Source organism: Sphingomonas sp. NPDC092440 (assembly GCF_044754985.1).
In the GTDB taxonomy this organism is placed as follows: domain Bacteria; phylum Pseudomonadota; class Alphaproteobacteria; order Sphingomonadales; family Sphingomonadaceae; genus Sphingomonas.
In genome coordinates, this window is sequence record NZ_JBIVQA010000003.1 from 1 (window position 1) to 16,022 (window position 16,022).

8 protein-coding genes, 1 tRNA gene and 1 pseudogene are annotated in these 16,022 nt (G+C 68.5%); 5 read left to right on the forward strand and 5 right to left on the reverse strand.

All coding sequences use genetic code 11. The features are described from left to right. Nucleotides 1-319: 319 nt before the first annotated feature. The 3 genes and pseudogenes from ACIQCS_RS05365 to ACIQCS_RS05375 form a co-directional block, all read left to right on the forward strand. Nucleotides 320-694: pseudogene (locus ACIQCS_RS05365) on the forward strand (ATP-binding protein); the annotation flags it as partial. Between the two features lie 73 nt (nucleotides 695-767). After that, nucleotides 768-1,202: a DUF805 domain-containing protein gene (locus ACIQCS_RS05370; protein WP_345850940.1), complete on the forward strand. Its 435-nt coding sequence runs from the start codon at nucleotides 768-770 to the stop codon at nucleotides 1,200-1,202. Nucleotides 1,203-1,325: 123 nt separating this feature from the next. Beyond that, nucleotides 1,326-1,411: transfer RNA gene (locus ACIQCS_RS05375), tRNA-Leu, on the forward strand. Between the two features lie 186 nt (nucleotides 1,412-1,597). On the opposite strand, the gene ACIQCS_RS05380 is transcribed toward ACIQCS_RS05375, so the two are convergent. Both ACIQCS_RS05380 and ACIQCS_RS05385 read right to left on the reverse strand, forming a co-directional pair. Further along, nucleotides 1,598-2,467, reverse strand: a complete 870-nt coding sequence (locus ACIQCS_RS05380) for a tyrosine-protein phosphatase (protein WP_345850957.1) — start codon at nucleotides 2,465-2,467, stop codon at nucleotides 1,598-1,600. Between the two features lie 11 nt (nucleotides 2,468-2,478). Then, a complete protein-coding gene (locus ACIQCS_RS05385) occupies nucleotides 2,479-4,776 on the reverse strand; it encodes a TonB-dependent receptor (protein WP_345850958.1) in 2,298 nt (765 codons plus the stop codon). Nucleotides 4,777-4,896: 120 nt separating this feature from the next. Here ACIQCS_RS05385 and ACIQCS_RS05390 point away from each other — a divergent pair, with 120 nt between their 5' ends. Next, on the forward strand, nucleotides 4,897-6,126 hold the full coding sequence (locus ACIQCS_RS05390) for a TetR/AcrR family transcriptional regulator (protein ID WP_345850959.1): 1,230 nt from the start codon (nucleotides 4,897-4,899) through the stop codon (nucleotides 6,124-6,126). 40 nt (nucleotides 6,127-6,166) lie between these two features. Continuing rightward, nucleotides 6,167-7,501: an MFS transporter gene (locus tag ACIQCS_RS05395; RefSeq protein WP_345850961.1), complete on the forward strand. Its 1,335-nt coding sequence runs from the start codon at nucleotides 6,167-6,169 to the stop codon at nucleotides 7,499-7,501. 64 nt (nucleotides 7,502-7,565) lie between these two features. Here ACIQCS_RS05395 and ACIQCS_RS05400 read toward each other — a convergent pair whose 3' ends face one another. From ACIQCS_RS05400 to ACIQCS_RS05410, 3 genes are all read right to left on the reverse strand, one after another. Continuing rightward, nucleotides 7,566-10,445 (reverse strand): TonB-dependent receptor, encoded by a 2,880-nt coding sequence (locus ACIQCS_RS05400; RefSeq protein ID WP_345850962.1) that lies wholly within the window; start codon nucleotides 10,443-10,445, stop codon nucleotides 7,566-7,568. A gap of 113 nt (nucleotides 10,446-10,558) precedes the next feature. Next, nucleotides 10,559-12,043, reverse strand: coding sequence for a DUF885 family protein (locus ACIQCS_RS05405; RefSeq protein ID WP_345850963.1), 1,485 nt, complete (start codon nucleotides 12,041-12,043; stop codon nucleotides 10,559-10,561). A gap of 14 nt (nucleotides 12,044-12,057) precedes the next feature. Continuing rightward, on the reverse strand, nucleotides 12,058-15,825 hold the full coding sequence (locus ACIQCS_RS05410; protein ID WP_345850964.1) for a LamG-like jellyroll fold domain-containing protein: 3,768 nt from the start codon (nucleotides 15,823-15,825) through the stop codon (nucleotides 12,058-12,060). Nucleotides 15,826-16,022 lie beyond the last annotated feature (197 nt).

Below are 16,022 nucleotides of genomic sequence, written 5' to 3' on the forward strand. Positions count from 1 at the left end.
GCTACCAGATACGACCGGCATGCCACAAACTACCTCGCTGCCATCGCTCTCGTAGCCCTTATCACCGCGTGGCTTAAATGAGTCCTCAACCTAGGTCGTGAACCCATAAACCGCCCGGACGGCCATTGCGGTCGCTGGTACGCGAATGTAACGCGATATGGTCCAGACGGGCGCTGCGAGCGGCGGTGCGTGAACAATTCTGGAGGGGAATAGCGGCTCACTGGGTGGTCGCGCGCGTCCTTGCGACCGAAGGTAATAAGTCCTCCAGGAACCGCTCATCACGTTAAAGGCGGGCCGCTCTTTCGCGTTGCACTTCCATGACCAGAGCGGCTTGTACGTCGAGGTCCGGCCGGTGACTGCCGCGGACCTGGTGCTCGCCCGGCCGGCCGAGGGCTCGGCGGCAGTGGCGGAGCGGGGGGCGGGCACGGGCGATGCTGTCGGTGCGCTGCCGCGTGCGCCCGTGCGCACCGATGCCGAGGCGGACGGCGATCTGCTCGCCGGCCATGCGACGCCCGACGAGGCCGGGCGCACGCTGCTGGCGCAGGCGGCCGAGGCGATGCGGCTCTCGGCGCGGGGCTATATCCGGGTGCTTCGGGTGGCCCGCACGATCGCGGACCTGGCGGGGCCCGAAGGGGTGGAGCGCCTGCATGTCGCCGAGGCGCTGCGCTATCGGCGTCCTTCGCCGCGCAACTGATCCGATTGTATCCCGGCCGATCTTGTGCCCAGATGCCGGCGTCCCGTCCGGGATGCTTTCAGAGGGGAAATGCATGCGTTGGATGATTATGCCGCTCAGGCGCTATTTCGATTTCTCGGGCCGTTCGCGGCGGCTCGAATACTGGATGTTCGCGCTGTTCGTGACGCTGGTGATGATCGCCTGGGCGCTCGCATTCGTCGTGCTCGGCAAGGCGACCGGAGGCGGTGCCTATACGACAGGTGAGATGAACGGCGCGGAGACGGCCTGGGTGGTGGTGGGGATTCTCCTTTATCTCGCCATCCTGATCCCCGCCGTGGCCGTGCAGGTGCGCCGCTTCCACGACCAGGACAAGACGGGCTGGCTGTGCCTGCTGAACTTCATTCCCTATATCGGCGGGCTGATCGTGCTGGTCTTCATGGTGCTGCCGGGGACGAAGGGAGAGAACCGCTTCGGCGACGATCCCAAGGATCCGTTCGGCGTCGAGCAGGCAGCCGACGTCTTCAGCTAGGGCATTTGCGCATGGCGGGCGCCCGGCGGGGCGCTCGCCATATCGCATCTTAGCATCTGGAAATCCCGCAAGCGCCTTTCTATAGGGTCCGAAGTCGATCCATGGCCCCGTGCCAATCGGCATGCGGGTGTGGCGGAATGGTAGACGCAGCGGACTCAAAATCCGCCGTTGGCAACAACATGTCGGTTCGAGTCCGACCACCCGTACCATCGAAATGCCGGAATGGCCCCGAAGGGGCGGCCGAGGTGCCGTGCCTGGATTGAGCACCCAAGCAAATATCTGATCTTTCACCGTCACCCCGGCCTTGCGCCGGGATCCCGCTGCTTCCCGCGCTGGCGAGATAGCGGGACCCCGGGCGCAAGGCCGGGGTGACGATGGAAGGATATGCGCCGAACCTAGCGCGTATAGGCCTTGCGCAGCTGGGCCAGCCTGGCCGGGCTGAGGCCGAGCGCGTCGTTCAGATAGCCGGCGACGCCGCCGCGATGCTTGTCCATCACCGCGAACACCGCTTCGATATAGTCGCGATCGGCCGCCATATAGGCCTTGAGCACGTCCGCCGGGAGCTTGCGCCAGGCCTGCGAGGCCTGGTCGTCCGCTCGCACCACCTTGCGCGGATCGAAATATCTGTTGGTGAGCAGATAGTCCTGGATCACCGTCTCGCGCGGCACGTCGAGCGCGGTGAGGACCAGCGCGGCCGCCACGCCGGTGCGGTCCTTGCCCGCGGTGCAGTTGAACGCCAGCGGCACCCGCCCGGCCAGGAGCTCGCCGAACATGCGGCGGTACTGGCCGTTGAACTGCTTCAGCAGCTGCGGATAGGTCGCGGTCATCGTCGCCCGGGCCTCGGCGGCGGTGGGCAGGTGATCGGCCCGGGGCGCGAGCGCGCGGGTGTCCATCACATAGTCGTCGGCGAGCACGCGCGGCGCCTTGCCGGACGGCCAGACCACCGGCTCGGTGCTGCGCTCGCCGGTGCTGCGGAAGTCGCATACGGTGCGGATCCCGCGCCCGGCGAGATAGTCGAAATCGGCGCGCGTCAGGAAATGCATCGAGCCCGAGCGATAGAGCACGCCCCAGCGCACCGTGCGGCCGGTGCGGGTGCGATAGCCGCCGAGATCGCGGAAATTCTGCCCGCCCTGGAGCGGGAGCAGCCGCGCATTCTCGCCCTGCGCCGCCGGGGCCTGTTGCTGGAGGGCGTTGGCCGCGAGCGGCACCGCGGCGGCGGCGAGCGCCGCAAGGCCGATCACGCGGACGGAAGTGGGGATACGCATGTCGGTTCTCCTTAGAAGCGGACGGTGCCGGTGAGGCCGTAGGTGCGCGGATCGTTGAAGATCCCATAGGTGCCGAGCGCCGCGCTGGTGTTGCGCAGGTACAGATACTGCTTGTCGAGCAGGTTGCGGGCCCAGAGCGAGAGCTCGAGGCGCGCGGCGCCCTCGTCCAGCGCGATGTCCGTCAGCGCCAGGCGGCCGTTGACGATGAACGAGGGGTCGCTCTTCGTCGGATCGCTGGTCGAGCTGTACTGGCTCGAGGCATAGTTGCCGTCGAGATGCGCGACGAGCGTCGCCGCGCCCATCGGCACGCGATAGTCGATCGATCCGCTCGCCGAATTCTTCGGCGCGAAGATCGGATAGACCGGCACCAGCGGATTGCCGGTGACGAACGGGTTCGGCGCTTCGGGCAGGCGGATGTGCTGGCGGGTATAGGTGCCCGACAAAGTGAGGTTGGTGACCGGCATCACCGTCAGTTCCGCCTCGAAGCCGGAGATCCGGCCCTTGCCGGCGGTGTTCGTCGTCTCCAGCGTGCCGCGGTTCGAGCCGGGGATCACGGCGTTGAAATCGATCTGCACGTCCTTGTAGGTGCCGGTATAGGCGGCGAGGTTCAGCCGGGCGTGATTGTCGAGGAAGCTGGCCTTCACGCCGCCCTCGAACTCCGAGACCGCTTCCGGGCCGAAGCCGCGATAGGTGAGCGAGCGCGAATTGGCGCCGGCCGATTTATAGCCCGTGCTCCATTTGCCGTAGAGCATCACGCCGTCGGCGACGTCGAGCGACAGGTTGACCAGCGGATCGACGCGATCCGAGGTGACGCGCATCGGCACCACCGCGCTGACTCCGTTCACCACCGGCAGCGCGCCGTTGACCTTGTCGAGCTCGCCGGTCTTCTTGTCGTGCGAATAGCGGCCGCCGAGCGTGAGGTGCAGCCGGTCGCCGAGCAATGCCGGGGTGTAGGTGAACTGGCCGAACACCGCCGCGCTGTTCGTCCGGGCGATGCTGGCGCGATCGGGGAAGCGCGTGGCCGAGACCGGCGCGGGCAGCACGCTATAGTCGGTGCCGTCCGCATTGAACTTGAGCGTGTTGGGCGCGAAGGCGTTATCGCCGACATGCTCGCTGTAATAGAAGGCGCCGGCCACGAAGCTGAGGCGCGGCAGCTCGCCGAGCAGCTGCACCTCCTGGCTGAACTGGCGCTGCCCGAAATTGGCGATGCTGTAGCGCGCGAAATTGCCGTTGGGCGCGAAGACCGAGAGGATCGCGGAGCCGTTGTCATACTGGCTCTGGGTCAGCGTGCGATAGCTGGTGATGGAGCGGGCGCGGATGCCGTCGCCCAGCTTCCAGTCGAGATGGAGCGACATGCCGGTGGTGTCGCCGACGCTGGGCTGGAGCGGCACGCCGACATTGCCGGCCTTGGCGCGCTCGGGCTGGAGCTTGACGATCGGCGCGAGCGGCAGGCTGCCCTTGCGGAGCAGCTGGAGATAATAAGGCGAGCTCTCGTCGTGCGAGACGTCGAACTGCCAGAGCGCGCTGAACTTGTCGCTCGGCTCCCACAGCGCGGCGACATGCGCGCCGCGGCGATCATGGCTGTTGAAGTCGAGCTGGCCCGCCATCGGGTTGTCGATCGTGCCGCCGCGCTTCTGGATCACGCCGTCGAACTTCAGGCTGATATTGCCCGCGCGCGGCAGGTCGAGGTGCAGCGCGGTCTCGTAGCCGCCGAAATTGGCGATGCCGGCCGAGGCATTGAGATGGAACTCGCCGCTCGGCTTCTTCGTGACGATGCTGATCGCGCCGCCTTCGGTGTTGCGGCCGAACAGCGTGCCCTGCGGGCCCTTGAGCACTTCGATGCGCTCGATGTCGTACAGGGCGGTGCCCAGGCCCTGGGCGCGACCGAGATAGATGCCGTCGATATAGACGCCGACGCCCTGCTCGCGGGCCGGCTGGTTGGCGTCGCCCAGGAAGCCCACGCCGCGAATGCCGATGACCAGCGCCGAGGTGCGCGAGAAGAAGGGGGCGACGCGCAGGCCCGGGACCGAGCCGTCGGCCAGGTCGGCAAGGGTCTGGACGTGCCGGTTCTCCAGCGCCGCGCTGTTCAGCACCGCGATCGAGATCGGAGTCTTCTGGAGATTGGTCTCGCGGCGCTGGGCAGTGACGACGATCTCGCCAAGGCCGCCGCTCTGATCCTGTTCGTCCGCCGCGACGATGCTGGTCGTATCGGCCTGCTGGGCGAAGGCGGGCGGGGCGAGGAGCAGCGCCGACGCGGCGGCTCCCGACAGGGCTGACAGGCGCAACCGGTGCTTGACGTTCAGTTCCATGATGACCCCCAAAAGCTGATGACGAGCGGTCAACTAGAACGATTGTATGTATCTTCTGTGACGCTTGTATGGAGCTGTGCATTCCGGCATTGGCATGGGCGCGAGAAGGGGGAGAAGCGGATGTCCGGTCGGGGGATCGCAGCTGCCGGCAAGGCGAGTGGAAGTGCCGAGAAATGGATCGCCGCAGTGCTAAGTGCCTGGGAAGTGAGTGGTCAGGCTGCGGTGTCCGCGCGCGGCCTGGCGCAGGTGACGGGGTTGCCGGCCTCGTCCATTTATCACCATTTTGGTGATCTCGAACGTTTGTATGTGAGTGCGCACGAACATGCCCAGGCACTGGCGGCGGAATGGTGCGGCGCGCGGCTGGACCAGCTTGCCGACGTGCCGGCGGGCGCCGAGTCGCTGCCGGCCCTGCTCGCCGTGCTGATCGACGACTGGTGCGAGGGGCAGCGCGGGCTGGCCTTTGCGTGGCGCGAATGCCAGCTGCTGGTCGCGCGCGATCCGCGGTACGGCCCGGCCGCGCAGCGCTGGCGGACGCTCTGGGCGGGGTTCTGGCGCCATGTCTGCGACCGGCTGGGCATCCCCGGCACCGCGACGATCACCGAACGGCTGTTCGACGGCGAGAGCTTCCTGCACATGATGCGCTGGCGCCGCTCGGTGGATCGCGCCGCGCTGGACGAGTTGTGCCGCGGCTGGGGCAATTGGCTGGGCGGCAGCCTGGCCGGGCCGGGGCCCTGGCGCGACATGGCGCGCGGCTGCGCCCAGCGTTCCGCACGGTTGCCCGAGGCGCGCGACGAGACTGCCGAACGCATTGCCGAGGCGGCGGCGGCGATCGTCGCGCGGGGCGGCGTGGCCGGGGTGACGCATCGCGCGGTGGCGGCGGAGGCGGGGCTGACGCTCGGCGTGGTCTCGCACAAGTTCCGCACGAGCGCCGAACTGCTCGGATCGGCCTTCGAAGCGATCTATCGCCGCAACGTGCCGGCCGGCGAACTCGAGGCCGAGCTTGCGGCGGCGGCCGATGGCAACGGCCGGGCCATGCTCGACCGGCTTGGCGAGCGGCCGGGCGCGGAGGAGTTCCGCCTGGCCACTTCCGAGCTGATGATGGCGGCGATGCGGGATCCGGCGCTGGCGCCCTTCGCCGCGCAGCTGCGCTATCTGCGCGGGCGCACCTCGCGATTGTTCCTGCAGGCGATGATCGGCCGCGACCGGCCGATCGGCCCGCTCGACGCGGCGATCTTCTCGAGCTTCGCGATCGGCCAGGGCAATGCGCATCGGGGACTGTCCGATGGCGAGCGCCAGGCGGCGGGCCTGGCCGAGACCGAAGCGCTGCTGGCCTTCCTGCGCGGCGGCTGACGGTCGCATATTTGTCATCCCCCTCGGCCAGAGGGGGTGGGTGAGCGGGGATATCGGAGCGAGTCGAACCGAGCGGCTGAGCCGGGTGGACCTGTTCGTCTTCTCTTCCCCGGTCATCCTGTTCCAGGCGATCGAACTGGCCTGGCGGACCTATCTTCCCGCCTTCTTCGCCACGACGCTGGCGCTGCCGATCGCGGCGGTGGGCATGCTGCTGCTCGCCGCGCGGCTGTTCGACGGGCTGATCGATCCGTGCATCGGCTGGGCGAGCGACCGGTTTCCGACGCGCTTCGGCCTGCGCCGGCCATGGATGGCGCTGGGGGCGCCGCTGGTCGGCCTGGGCGCGCTCGGGCTGTTCTGGGCGGTGCCCGGCACCGGCATCGCGACGCTCGCGGCCTGGAGCCTGGTCTTCCATCTCGGCTACACGCTGATCGCCACGCCCCATGGCGGCTGGGGGCTGGAGCTGTCGCGCGACGCGCATGAGCGCGTGCGGGTGATGGGGGCCAAGGTCTGGGTGGCGATGGCGGGGATGATCGTCACCCTGGTGCTGCCGAGCCTGCTCGAGCGCGGCTTCGGGCTGGGGCGGGCGGCGCAGGTGGGGGCGCTGGGCGCGGCGATCGTGCTGCTCGCGCCGATCACGGTGGCGCTGGTCCTCCGGCGGATCCGCGAGCCGGACGCGCCCGCGATCGCGCGCGTCGCCAGCCCCTTCGCGCTGTTCGCCGGCATGCTGCGCACGCGCGAGATGCGGCGCATCCTGATGCTCTACGGGCTGGTCGGAATGGCCGACGCCGCCGCGGCCGGCACTTTCCTGTTCTTCGTCGAGCAGGCGCTGGCGCTGCCCGGCTGGGGAAGCACGCTGATGCTCGTCCAGGGCGTGGTGCCGCTCGTCCTGCTGCCCTTCTGGGCGCGGATGAGCCGGCGTTTCGGCAAGCGGCGGGTGCTGCTCGCCGGCTATGGCTGGCAGGCGCTGGTGGCCCCGCTGGCGCTGCTGCTGCCCATGGGCGGGCTGGCAGCGCTCGTCCTCTGGCTGATCGCGCGGAGCCTGGTCTTCGGGGTCGACTATATGTTGCTGCGCGCGATGGTGGGCGACATCACCCGGCGCGAAGTGGAGCAGGGGCAGCGCTGGGCGTCGAGCCGCTATGCGCTCTTCAACGTCACGCTCCGGCTGGCCATGGGGCTGGGCGTGGCCGCGGCGCTGGGGGCGCTCGGCTGGGCCGGCTTCGCGCCGGGCGAGCCCGGGCAGGCCGATGCCCTGCTGGCGGTGCGCGCCGCCTATGCGCTGCCGCCAACGGTCGCGGCGCTGGCCGCCTGCATCCTGCTGTTCCGCGGCGGCGAAGCGCGTGCGGTGGAGCGGCGCGACGCAGCGCTGGCGGCCTGATCCCCGACAAGAAAGGGCCGCCGCATCGGACGATGCGACGGCCCCGCAGTGGTCGCGGAGGCGATCAGAGTTTCAGGCGCGCGCCGAACAGGATGGTGCGGCCGAAATGATTATACTCGTAGTTCCGGTTCGCGGCGGTGTCGGTGTAGCGGTCGCGATAGGCATCGGTGAGGTTGGTGCCCTCGACCGACAGCTCGATCCAGTCGGTGAGCTTGTAGCGAACCGAGGCGTCGACATTGGTGATCGCGTTATAGCCTTCGAACACATTGCCCGTGCCCGAGCCCGCATCGACATAGGGCCCGCGATAGCTGACCGAGGCGCGCGCGCTGAACTTCTTGTCCTCATAATAGAGCGTCGCGTTGAACGCCCGCTTCGACACGCCGTAGAGCGTCGACTTGAAGGGCAGGTTCGGCAGCGCGATCGTGCCGGTGGCGCTGACCGCGGTTCCCGGTGCGGACTGCATATAGGTCGCGGTCGAATCGATGAAGGTCGCGTTCGCGATGCCGCCGAAGTTCTTGAGGAAGCCCGGCAGGAAGCGGAACGGCGCCTGGATCGCGATTTCGGCGCCCTTGAGCGAAGCGCCGGTGCCGTTGATCGTGGTCACCACGGTCCAGATCGGCATGGCGAGCCTGGCCGGATCCAGGAACGCCGGCGAGGATGCCGCGAGCACATTGGCGGGAAGGCCGGTCGACAGGAAGGTCTGCTCGGTCAGGGTCCGGCTGACCGGGAAGCTCTTCACGTCCTTCTTGAACAGCGCGACCGAGAAGATCGACTGTGGCGCGAAATACCATTCGGCCGCAAGATCGTAGGATGTGGCGCGATAGGGATCGAGGTTCGGGTTGCCGAAATTGACCCGATAGTTGAAACCATCGGCCGAACCGCCCGGCGTCAGGCTGCCCAGCGTCGGGCGCGTCATCACATCGGCGATGGCGGCGCGCAGGATGAGCTTCTCCGTCGGGAACAGGGCGAGGTTGGCCGCGGGCAGCCAGTCGCCATAGGTCCGCTTCAGCGTGACCGGCGTGGTGCCGTTGATGCCGGTCGCGGTCTGCGAGGTGGAGGCATAGCGGATGCCGGCGTTGAGCGCGTAGCGCAGCCCGAGCAGCTCTCCCTTGGCGTCGAACTGGAGATAGCCGCCCTTCACTTCCTCGATGACGGAGCGGTTGTTGCCGACGTCGAGCGCCAGCGGGCGATTGTAGAGGCCGGTATATCTGGCGGCCGCATCGATGTTCGCGACCACCCAGCTGGTGGTGGTGCCCGCCGGCTGGCCGGCATTGCCGAGATTGACCAGCTCGGTCAGCGCCGGGGTGGCCTGGAAGCCATAGACCGCGCTCGGCCCGAAGGCGGAGCTGGGCGAGCAGGTGATCGTGCGGAGCACGAGATCGAGGCCGCCATTGCCGCAAACCGCAGTATCGCGCTGGAACGCCTTCACTGCGTAATCGAAGCGGCGATACATCGCGCCCGACTTGATCTGGAAGCCTTCGGTCACGTCCCATTCGGTGCGCAGCTGCGCGGTGCGGAACTTGTTGGTGACGTTCGACGGGCGGTCGCGGATCTCGGCGAGCTGGAAGTTCGCGGGATCGGTGACGCTGGTGCCGAAGGTGAGCACCGGGCGCTTCATGTCCGTATAGTCGTAGCGATAGTTCTGCGCGTCGCGATCGTCGAGGATCAGCGTGGTCTCGACCGGGATGTCGGCGTTCGACCTGGAGAAGCCGCCGAGCAGGGTGAAGCGGAAGCTGTCGCCGAGATCCTGATCCCAGGTGCCGCCCAGCTGGTAGAATTCGGTATCGGACTTGCGCAGATAATGTTCGGTGCGAACCCAGGCGTCGTTGATCGTCGCCGAGATCATGTTGTTGTTGGAATCATAGACCGGGTTCACGATGTCCATCGCGCGCTCGTTCGAGCGGGCCAGCACTTCCAGCCACTTCTCCTCGCGGGTTTCCTTGAACCGCGAATAGAGGCCGTCGATCGAGATCTTGGTGGCGTCGCTCGGCGCCCATTGGACGCTGCCGGTCACGCCGAGCCGCTCGCGATCATGCCCGACGATGCCGTAGCGCGGGATGCGCGGATGGAAGGCGAGGGCGGCCTTGGTGCAGGCGGCATTGCCCAGCCAGCCATTGCCGGAATTGGGCGTGGCGAAGCACGACGTGCCGTTGACCGAGTCGAACGCGGCCTGGGCCCAGCGCACCGAATTGTTGCCAAGCTCGACATTGTCGGTCTTCGAATAGGCAGCCGAGACCGAGGCGCCGAGCGTGCCGTCGGGCGACTTCCACGAGAGCAGGCCGGCCGCGCGCGGCCCCCAGTTCTTGGACAGGTCGTTATAGCTGCCCTGGATCGATCCGACGAAGGTGAAGCCGGCCTTGCCGGCAAGCGGGTTGCCGGTGTTCAGATCGACGACCGCGCCCAGCGAGCCTTCGTCGAGCGATGCCTCGGCGGTCTTGTGCACGACCAGCGAAGTGAACAGCTCGGAAGCGAAGACATTGAAATCGAATGCCCGGTCGCGATTGGCCGAAGCGCCGTCGGTCGAAGTGGCGACCGTCTCGAGCCCGTTGAGGCGGACGCGGGTGAATTGCGCGCTGAGACCGCGAACGGTGATCGCGCGGCCCTCGCCGGCGTCGCGCTGGATCGAGATGCCCGGAATGCGCTGGAGCGACTCCGCGAGATTCTGGTCGGGGAACTTGGCGATGTCCTCGGCGACGACCGCGTCGACCGACGATACCGACTCGCGCTTCAGGTTGAGCGCCTTTTGGAGCGACTGGCGGAAACCGGTGACAACAATGGCGCCGTCAGTGCCCTGGTCCTGCTCCTGCACGCCGGTGGCGGCGGGCGCCGCCTGCGTGTCCTGCGCCTCCTGCGCCAGCGCCGGGGTCACGATGCCGGCACCGGCGATCACGGCCAGCGAGGCGCCGGCGCACCACAGATTCCGCCTCAAAATCCCTTTACGCATCCCAATTCTCCCATGATCAGTGTCTCCGGGTCGCGCCGCCGCTGCGGCTTGCCCGGCATTCCGGCCGGCTTGCGCCAGCTCTCTATGGTTTCTCGGCCGGCTCTCGCCCGCCGTTATGCGATCATCGCGAAGCGCCTGCGCCCGTCGGCGAGCAGCTTACGATGAAATTTCCTGAGCGATTCCGGTCCGTTGCGCTGCGCGACGGAGCCCAGACGGGCCAGCCCGAGCCAAGTGAGCGCCTCCGCGGCGCGCATGGCGGGTTCAATGCAGATTCGCTCGATATCCTGCGCCATCGGCGCGAAATAAGCCGCCTCTCCCTGCAGTGTCGCGAGCTTGCTGCTCGTCTGTGCCAGCGTTTCTTGTCCGATATGGACACCGGTGTCAACCAGCCCGCGGCCGATCCGGAACAGCAGCCAGTGCAAATGGCCGAGCAGCGCATGGTCGTTGCCGGCAAAGGCGCCCTGATCCGCCATCAGCTGTTCGGCATAGATCGCCCAGCCCTCGGCGAAGGCGGGGACATATTCGATGCGCAGCGGATGCGGGTTCGCGGCCGCCTCGATGGGCAGCTGGATCATGTGCCCGGGCAGCAGCTCGTGATGGACGACGGCGGGCAACGTCCAGGACGGGCGGTCGCGGATGCGCGCGAGGTCGGGGAAATAGGCGCCGGCCACGCCGGGGGCGGGGATGGTGCGATAGCCCTGCTTGCCCTCGGCCTCTTCCTGCGGCGTCATCCTCAGCGCCGACACGTTCAGGCATTCGGGCGGCAACGGCCCGAACAGCGCGGGCAGGCGCGCGGGGACGGTGGCGAGCGCGGCGTTCATATCGGCCACCGCACGATTCCTGCCGGCATCGTCGTCGCCGTAGAGGAAGCGGGGATCCTTGAACGCGGCGCTGATCCGGGCGCCGACCGAACCCTGGGAATAGCCCAGGCGCCTGAGCACGGCATCGGCGCGGGCCGTGAGCGCTTCGGCCATGGCAAGCATCCGGCGATGCGCCTCGGCCGGGTCGATGGCGGCGCCATAGTGCCGCTCGAGCAGCAGCGCGAAATAGCGGGCGCCGCCGGGGAAGCGGCTGGTGCCGGGCTCCTGCGGGGCGCGGGGGGCGAGTTCCCCGAGCAGCCGGGCCTGGCCGGCGAGCGCCGCCGCGACGGGACCCGTCGCCCTGCCGGCGGCCGCGATGACGCCGGAGCGGGTCTTTTCGAGCAGCGGCGCCGGCAGGATCACGCCGCGCCGGGCGTCCGCCGCGATCTGCGCATTCTCGGCTTCGATAGGATGGGGATCGGGTGCCTTATCGCGCCAGGCGCCGGCATTGGGGGCGACGGCATAGGGCGAGCGGCCCAGCCGGCCCACGGGCAGGCTGCGGAGCAGCGCGGCGTCGACGGCGAGACCGGCGCGCACCGTCTCCAGGTCGAGCCGGGCCGAGGGCGAGAGGGACAGGGGATCGAAGCCCCGCAGCCGCGCGAGCTTCGCGGCGGGCGTGTCGAGCATCGCCAGGCCGTCGAGCGCGGCACGCAGGTCGGCGTCGCGGTTCGGCGCGGCAAGGGCAGCGCGGGGAAGCGCGGCGACGCCGGCGGCGGCGAGGAACTGGCGGCGATGCATCGCGGTCCTCCGGTTCAGCGGGGCAGGGGCACCAGGTTGTTCCGCAGCGTCACTTCCGGGGCATCGCCCGGCAGCGCGACGCGGACGCGGGCGGCGCCCGGGGGCAGTGCGAGGCGCAGCGTGGCGGTCCTGGGCACGAGATCGGTCGGCGCGGCGAGGGCGGGTATGGCGGCGGTCGCCAATGCCTTGCCCGCTTCGTCCTCGATCACGAGCGTGCCGCCCGGCACATCCCTGGCGCCCAGGCTATGCACCGTGACCGCGATCCGGCGGCCTTTCACCACCAGGTCATCGCTGCCGATGCCCAGGTCCGGCCGCGCGGCGACGTCCTCGCCCGCCGTCTTCAGCATGAACTCGATCTCGGTCGTCGCATGCGGCGCGAAGGTGACGCGGGTCGCGGCGCTGCGTTCGAGGCGGAGCGGCGTGGTGGTGCCGTTCGTCACCATCTCCCATTCGCCGGCAGTCACGTTCCAGGTCGACATCTCGGCCGATTGCGGCGTGCCGCCGGTATTGTAGGCGATCACCTTGAAGTGCGTGGGCGTTGCGCCGGGCATCAGGATCGCGGTCTTGAGCGCGCCTTCCGGGTCGTCGAAGCGCCAGCTCACCGTATTGCCCGGCCAGGTCTGGTTGCGGCGCAGCGCAATTCCGCCCAGCCGCTCGCGCTGGAGGATCTCGTTGGGCTGGTCGACCCGGTCGGACCACCAATGGCCCTCGGTATACATGTACTGGCGCTGCGACTTGTCCGCGATCGCCGCGGCGTGGAGCGATTCCAGATATCGCGTGTCGCCGCTCGCGTCCCAGGCGGCCCATTGCTCGAAGGCCCCGCCCTTCCCGGCCTTGCCGGCGAGCGTCTTCGCCCAGTCCGTGCCGGTGCCGAGCAGCTTGATCACATTCTCGTTGATGTCCTGTACCGAGGCGGGGCCGCTCTTGCCCACCCGGGCGAGGATCGGGGCCAGATATTTCCCGTCGCCGGTGAAGCGATATGCCGCCCAGGCCGCCTGGAGCGGCGTGGAGGCGCCGCCGCCATCGCCGGCGCGCTCGGCATCGGTGCGCCAGTTGATTTCGTTGGGCCAGCTCCAGTTCCCCCTGGCGTCCTGCCTGCCATGGGCGAGCAGGCCGTCGACGGTGCCGGTGATCAGGCCGCGCGCGTCGGGATTGCCGTTGTAGAGCCCGATCAGCGTCGGTGCGTGGAGGACGACCCAGCTATAGGGCTTCTGCCACTCGAACGGTCCCTCGCGGTACATCTTCCGCGCGCCGTACCAGTTGCTCGCGAAGTGCAGATGGCCGGCGGGGTTGGGGAGGATGACGGTCTTGAGCGCCTTTGCCGTCGCCATCAGCCGCTCGACCGCGCGCGGTTCGCCCCAGTTGAGATAGAGCCGCTCGGCGTCCGAGTTCATGCCCTCCTCATACGCGTGCAGCTCGTCGGTGGTGATATGGCCAAGGCCGTTCACCATCATGCCGTTCCGATAGACCGCGTCCGAGAGCGCGCGGAGCGATGCGTTGATCTTGTCCGGATCGACGCCCATCAGCGCCAGGCCCGGCCATTGCTGGGTCAGGTCGGTATCGTCGGAGATGCCGCCGCCGAAATCGCCATAGGGAACCTGGCGATTGTCGATCCACCAGTTCACGAACTGGCGGGTGATCTTCAGATCCTCGAGCTGGCGGAAGGCCCAGAGCGGCACGCCGGCGGGCGCTTCGGGCTGCTTGAACGCGGGCAGGTTCTGGGCGCCGTAGCTGATATCGGCCCAGTAGCGGCGGCCCTCGACATGGTCGGGATCGACGCGGAGCAGGTCGCCGATATCGGCGAAGACCCGGGCATACATGGCGGCACGCTTCGAGGCGGTGTGCTCCTCGACGAGGAAGCCCCAATTGTCCTTAACCTGGTTGAACCGGTCGGCGACGTGCTCGGGGAGCGCGGCGGCGCGGTCCTTGAACACCAGGCGGACGTTCATGCCGTCGAGCGATGCCGGGCCGAAATCGGCGGCGGCCGAGGCGATGGCGAGATAGAGGCTGTCATTGGTGAGGATGCGGTCGCGCAGGTCGAGCCAGAGCGTGCGCGCCTCGCCCGGGCGGACCGAGACCGACAGGTCGATCATGTCGCGGCCCGGCCAGATCGGGTCCTTCACCCTGATGTTGAGCGGGATCAGCCCGTCCTTGCCGGGCGCGACCTTGAGTGCGGGAAGGTCGATCGCGATGCCGTCGAGCCCGTCGCGGCTGTTCTCCCAGCCATAGTTCCAGGCGCGGGCGAGGGCGCGGCCCGGAAAGGCGTCGCCAAAGCCCGAGGGGATCAGGACATGGACGATCGGCATGGCGCCTTCGACATGCGCGGCTGCGCCGGTCGAGGCGGCGCTGCCCGCGCCGGCGGCGGCCGAACCGGCGCCGGGGGGCAGGGCGAGCACGGTGTTGCGCTCGTCGGCGGGATAGCGGCCGCGGATGAACTTGTTCAGCGGGGCGAGCGCGGCGAGATCGGCGGAGACCTGCGCGTTCACCGTGTAGCTGAGCTTGAAGCTGCCCTCGGGCTCGCTCGCGGCACCGACGTCATAGGCCCAGATCTCCTGGATCGGCTGCTCCTGCATCCCATTGGTGAAACGGAGCGTGCCGCCCTGCGCGGTGCCGAGGGACGTGACGCTGCGGACCACGCCCTGGGGGCGTTTCGCCAGGTTGCGGAAGCTGGCGCCGTCCGCGCCATAGTCGAGCGCGCCATAGGCGGCGCCGCGGATCTCGACGCGGTTGAACTTCTCGGCGGCGGGGACGGTCAGCGTATAGGTCTTGCCGCCTTCGACATAGACGTTCCAGTCGGGCAGCTCGAAATAATCGTCGCGGCCGGGGAGCTTGGAGCGATTATAGACACCGGGCCAGGTCGTCTCGGCGATGCCGTCCACGCCCTTCCACATCCATTCCTTCAGGTCCTTCGCATCGGCGAACTCGACCTTGCGCACGCGGGTTACCTTGTCGGCGAGCACCGGCGGCGAGGCGGCATCCCAGCCGAAGCGGTGGAGCCAGGCGGCCCGCTTGCCCGCTTCGTCGGCGGCCGGGGCGGGGGCGGGCTCGGCCTTGGCGGCAAGCGCGGCCACGCCGGCGGCGTCGAGCATGCGGTCATAGACGCGGATCTCGTCGAGATCGCTGCCGCGCATGAAATTGTAGCGGCTCTGCACCTGGTGCGGCGCCATCACGCGGCCGGCCATGCCGAACTGGTCGAGCCCGGTATCGAGATCGGCCTTCTGGTCCTTGCGGGCGACTTCCCTGCCGTCGACGAAGAGCCGCACGCCGACGCTCTCGTCCCAGGCAAAGGCGATGTGCTGCCAGGCATCGGGGGCGGGATTGGCGGGCAGCTTGAACGAGACCCGGACGCGCGACAGGTTGGCATCGGTCACGAAGGCGTCGAAGCCATGGCCGTTCCAGTCGATGCGCAGGAACGCCATGTCCCAGCTCGAATGATCGGCATAGCCGGCGCGGAAGATCACGAAGGGCGCCTCGCCCACCGGCTCGCGCGAGCGCCAGAAGAAGGAGAGGGTGCCGCGCTGCGCCTGGATGTTGCCCGGCGCGTTCCAGGCGATGTAGCCGTCGTCCGCCCAGCGAAAGGCGCCGCCGATCGCGCCGTCGGGCACGCTGGTCACCCTGGTCTGGAAATTGGGGACCGCATCGCCGCCGGCCTTTTCCGCCGTCCCGTCCCTGTCGCCCGAGGCGCGGAAGAGCAGGCGATCGTCCGTGTTCTGGGCTGCGGCGGGGTTCGCGGCGAGCGCGAGCGCCCATGCCAGGGCGATGCTGGTGGAGGTGCGGATCATGACTTGCCTCTCTGAACGAACGGGACGGTCTGCGCCGTCTCTCCCGTCCAGCATGGCGGCGCTTGACACCGGTGACAATATCTTTCTGGTTTCGGCGGCATGTCCGCTTGACGCGAAGGCGGGTGCGCGACAGCTTCCTGGTGACCGGTGTCAGAAAATGCCGATGCGAAAACCGGGATACGAACTGGGGAGAGGGC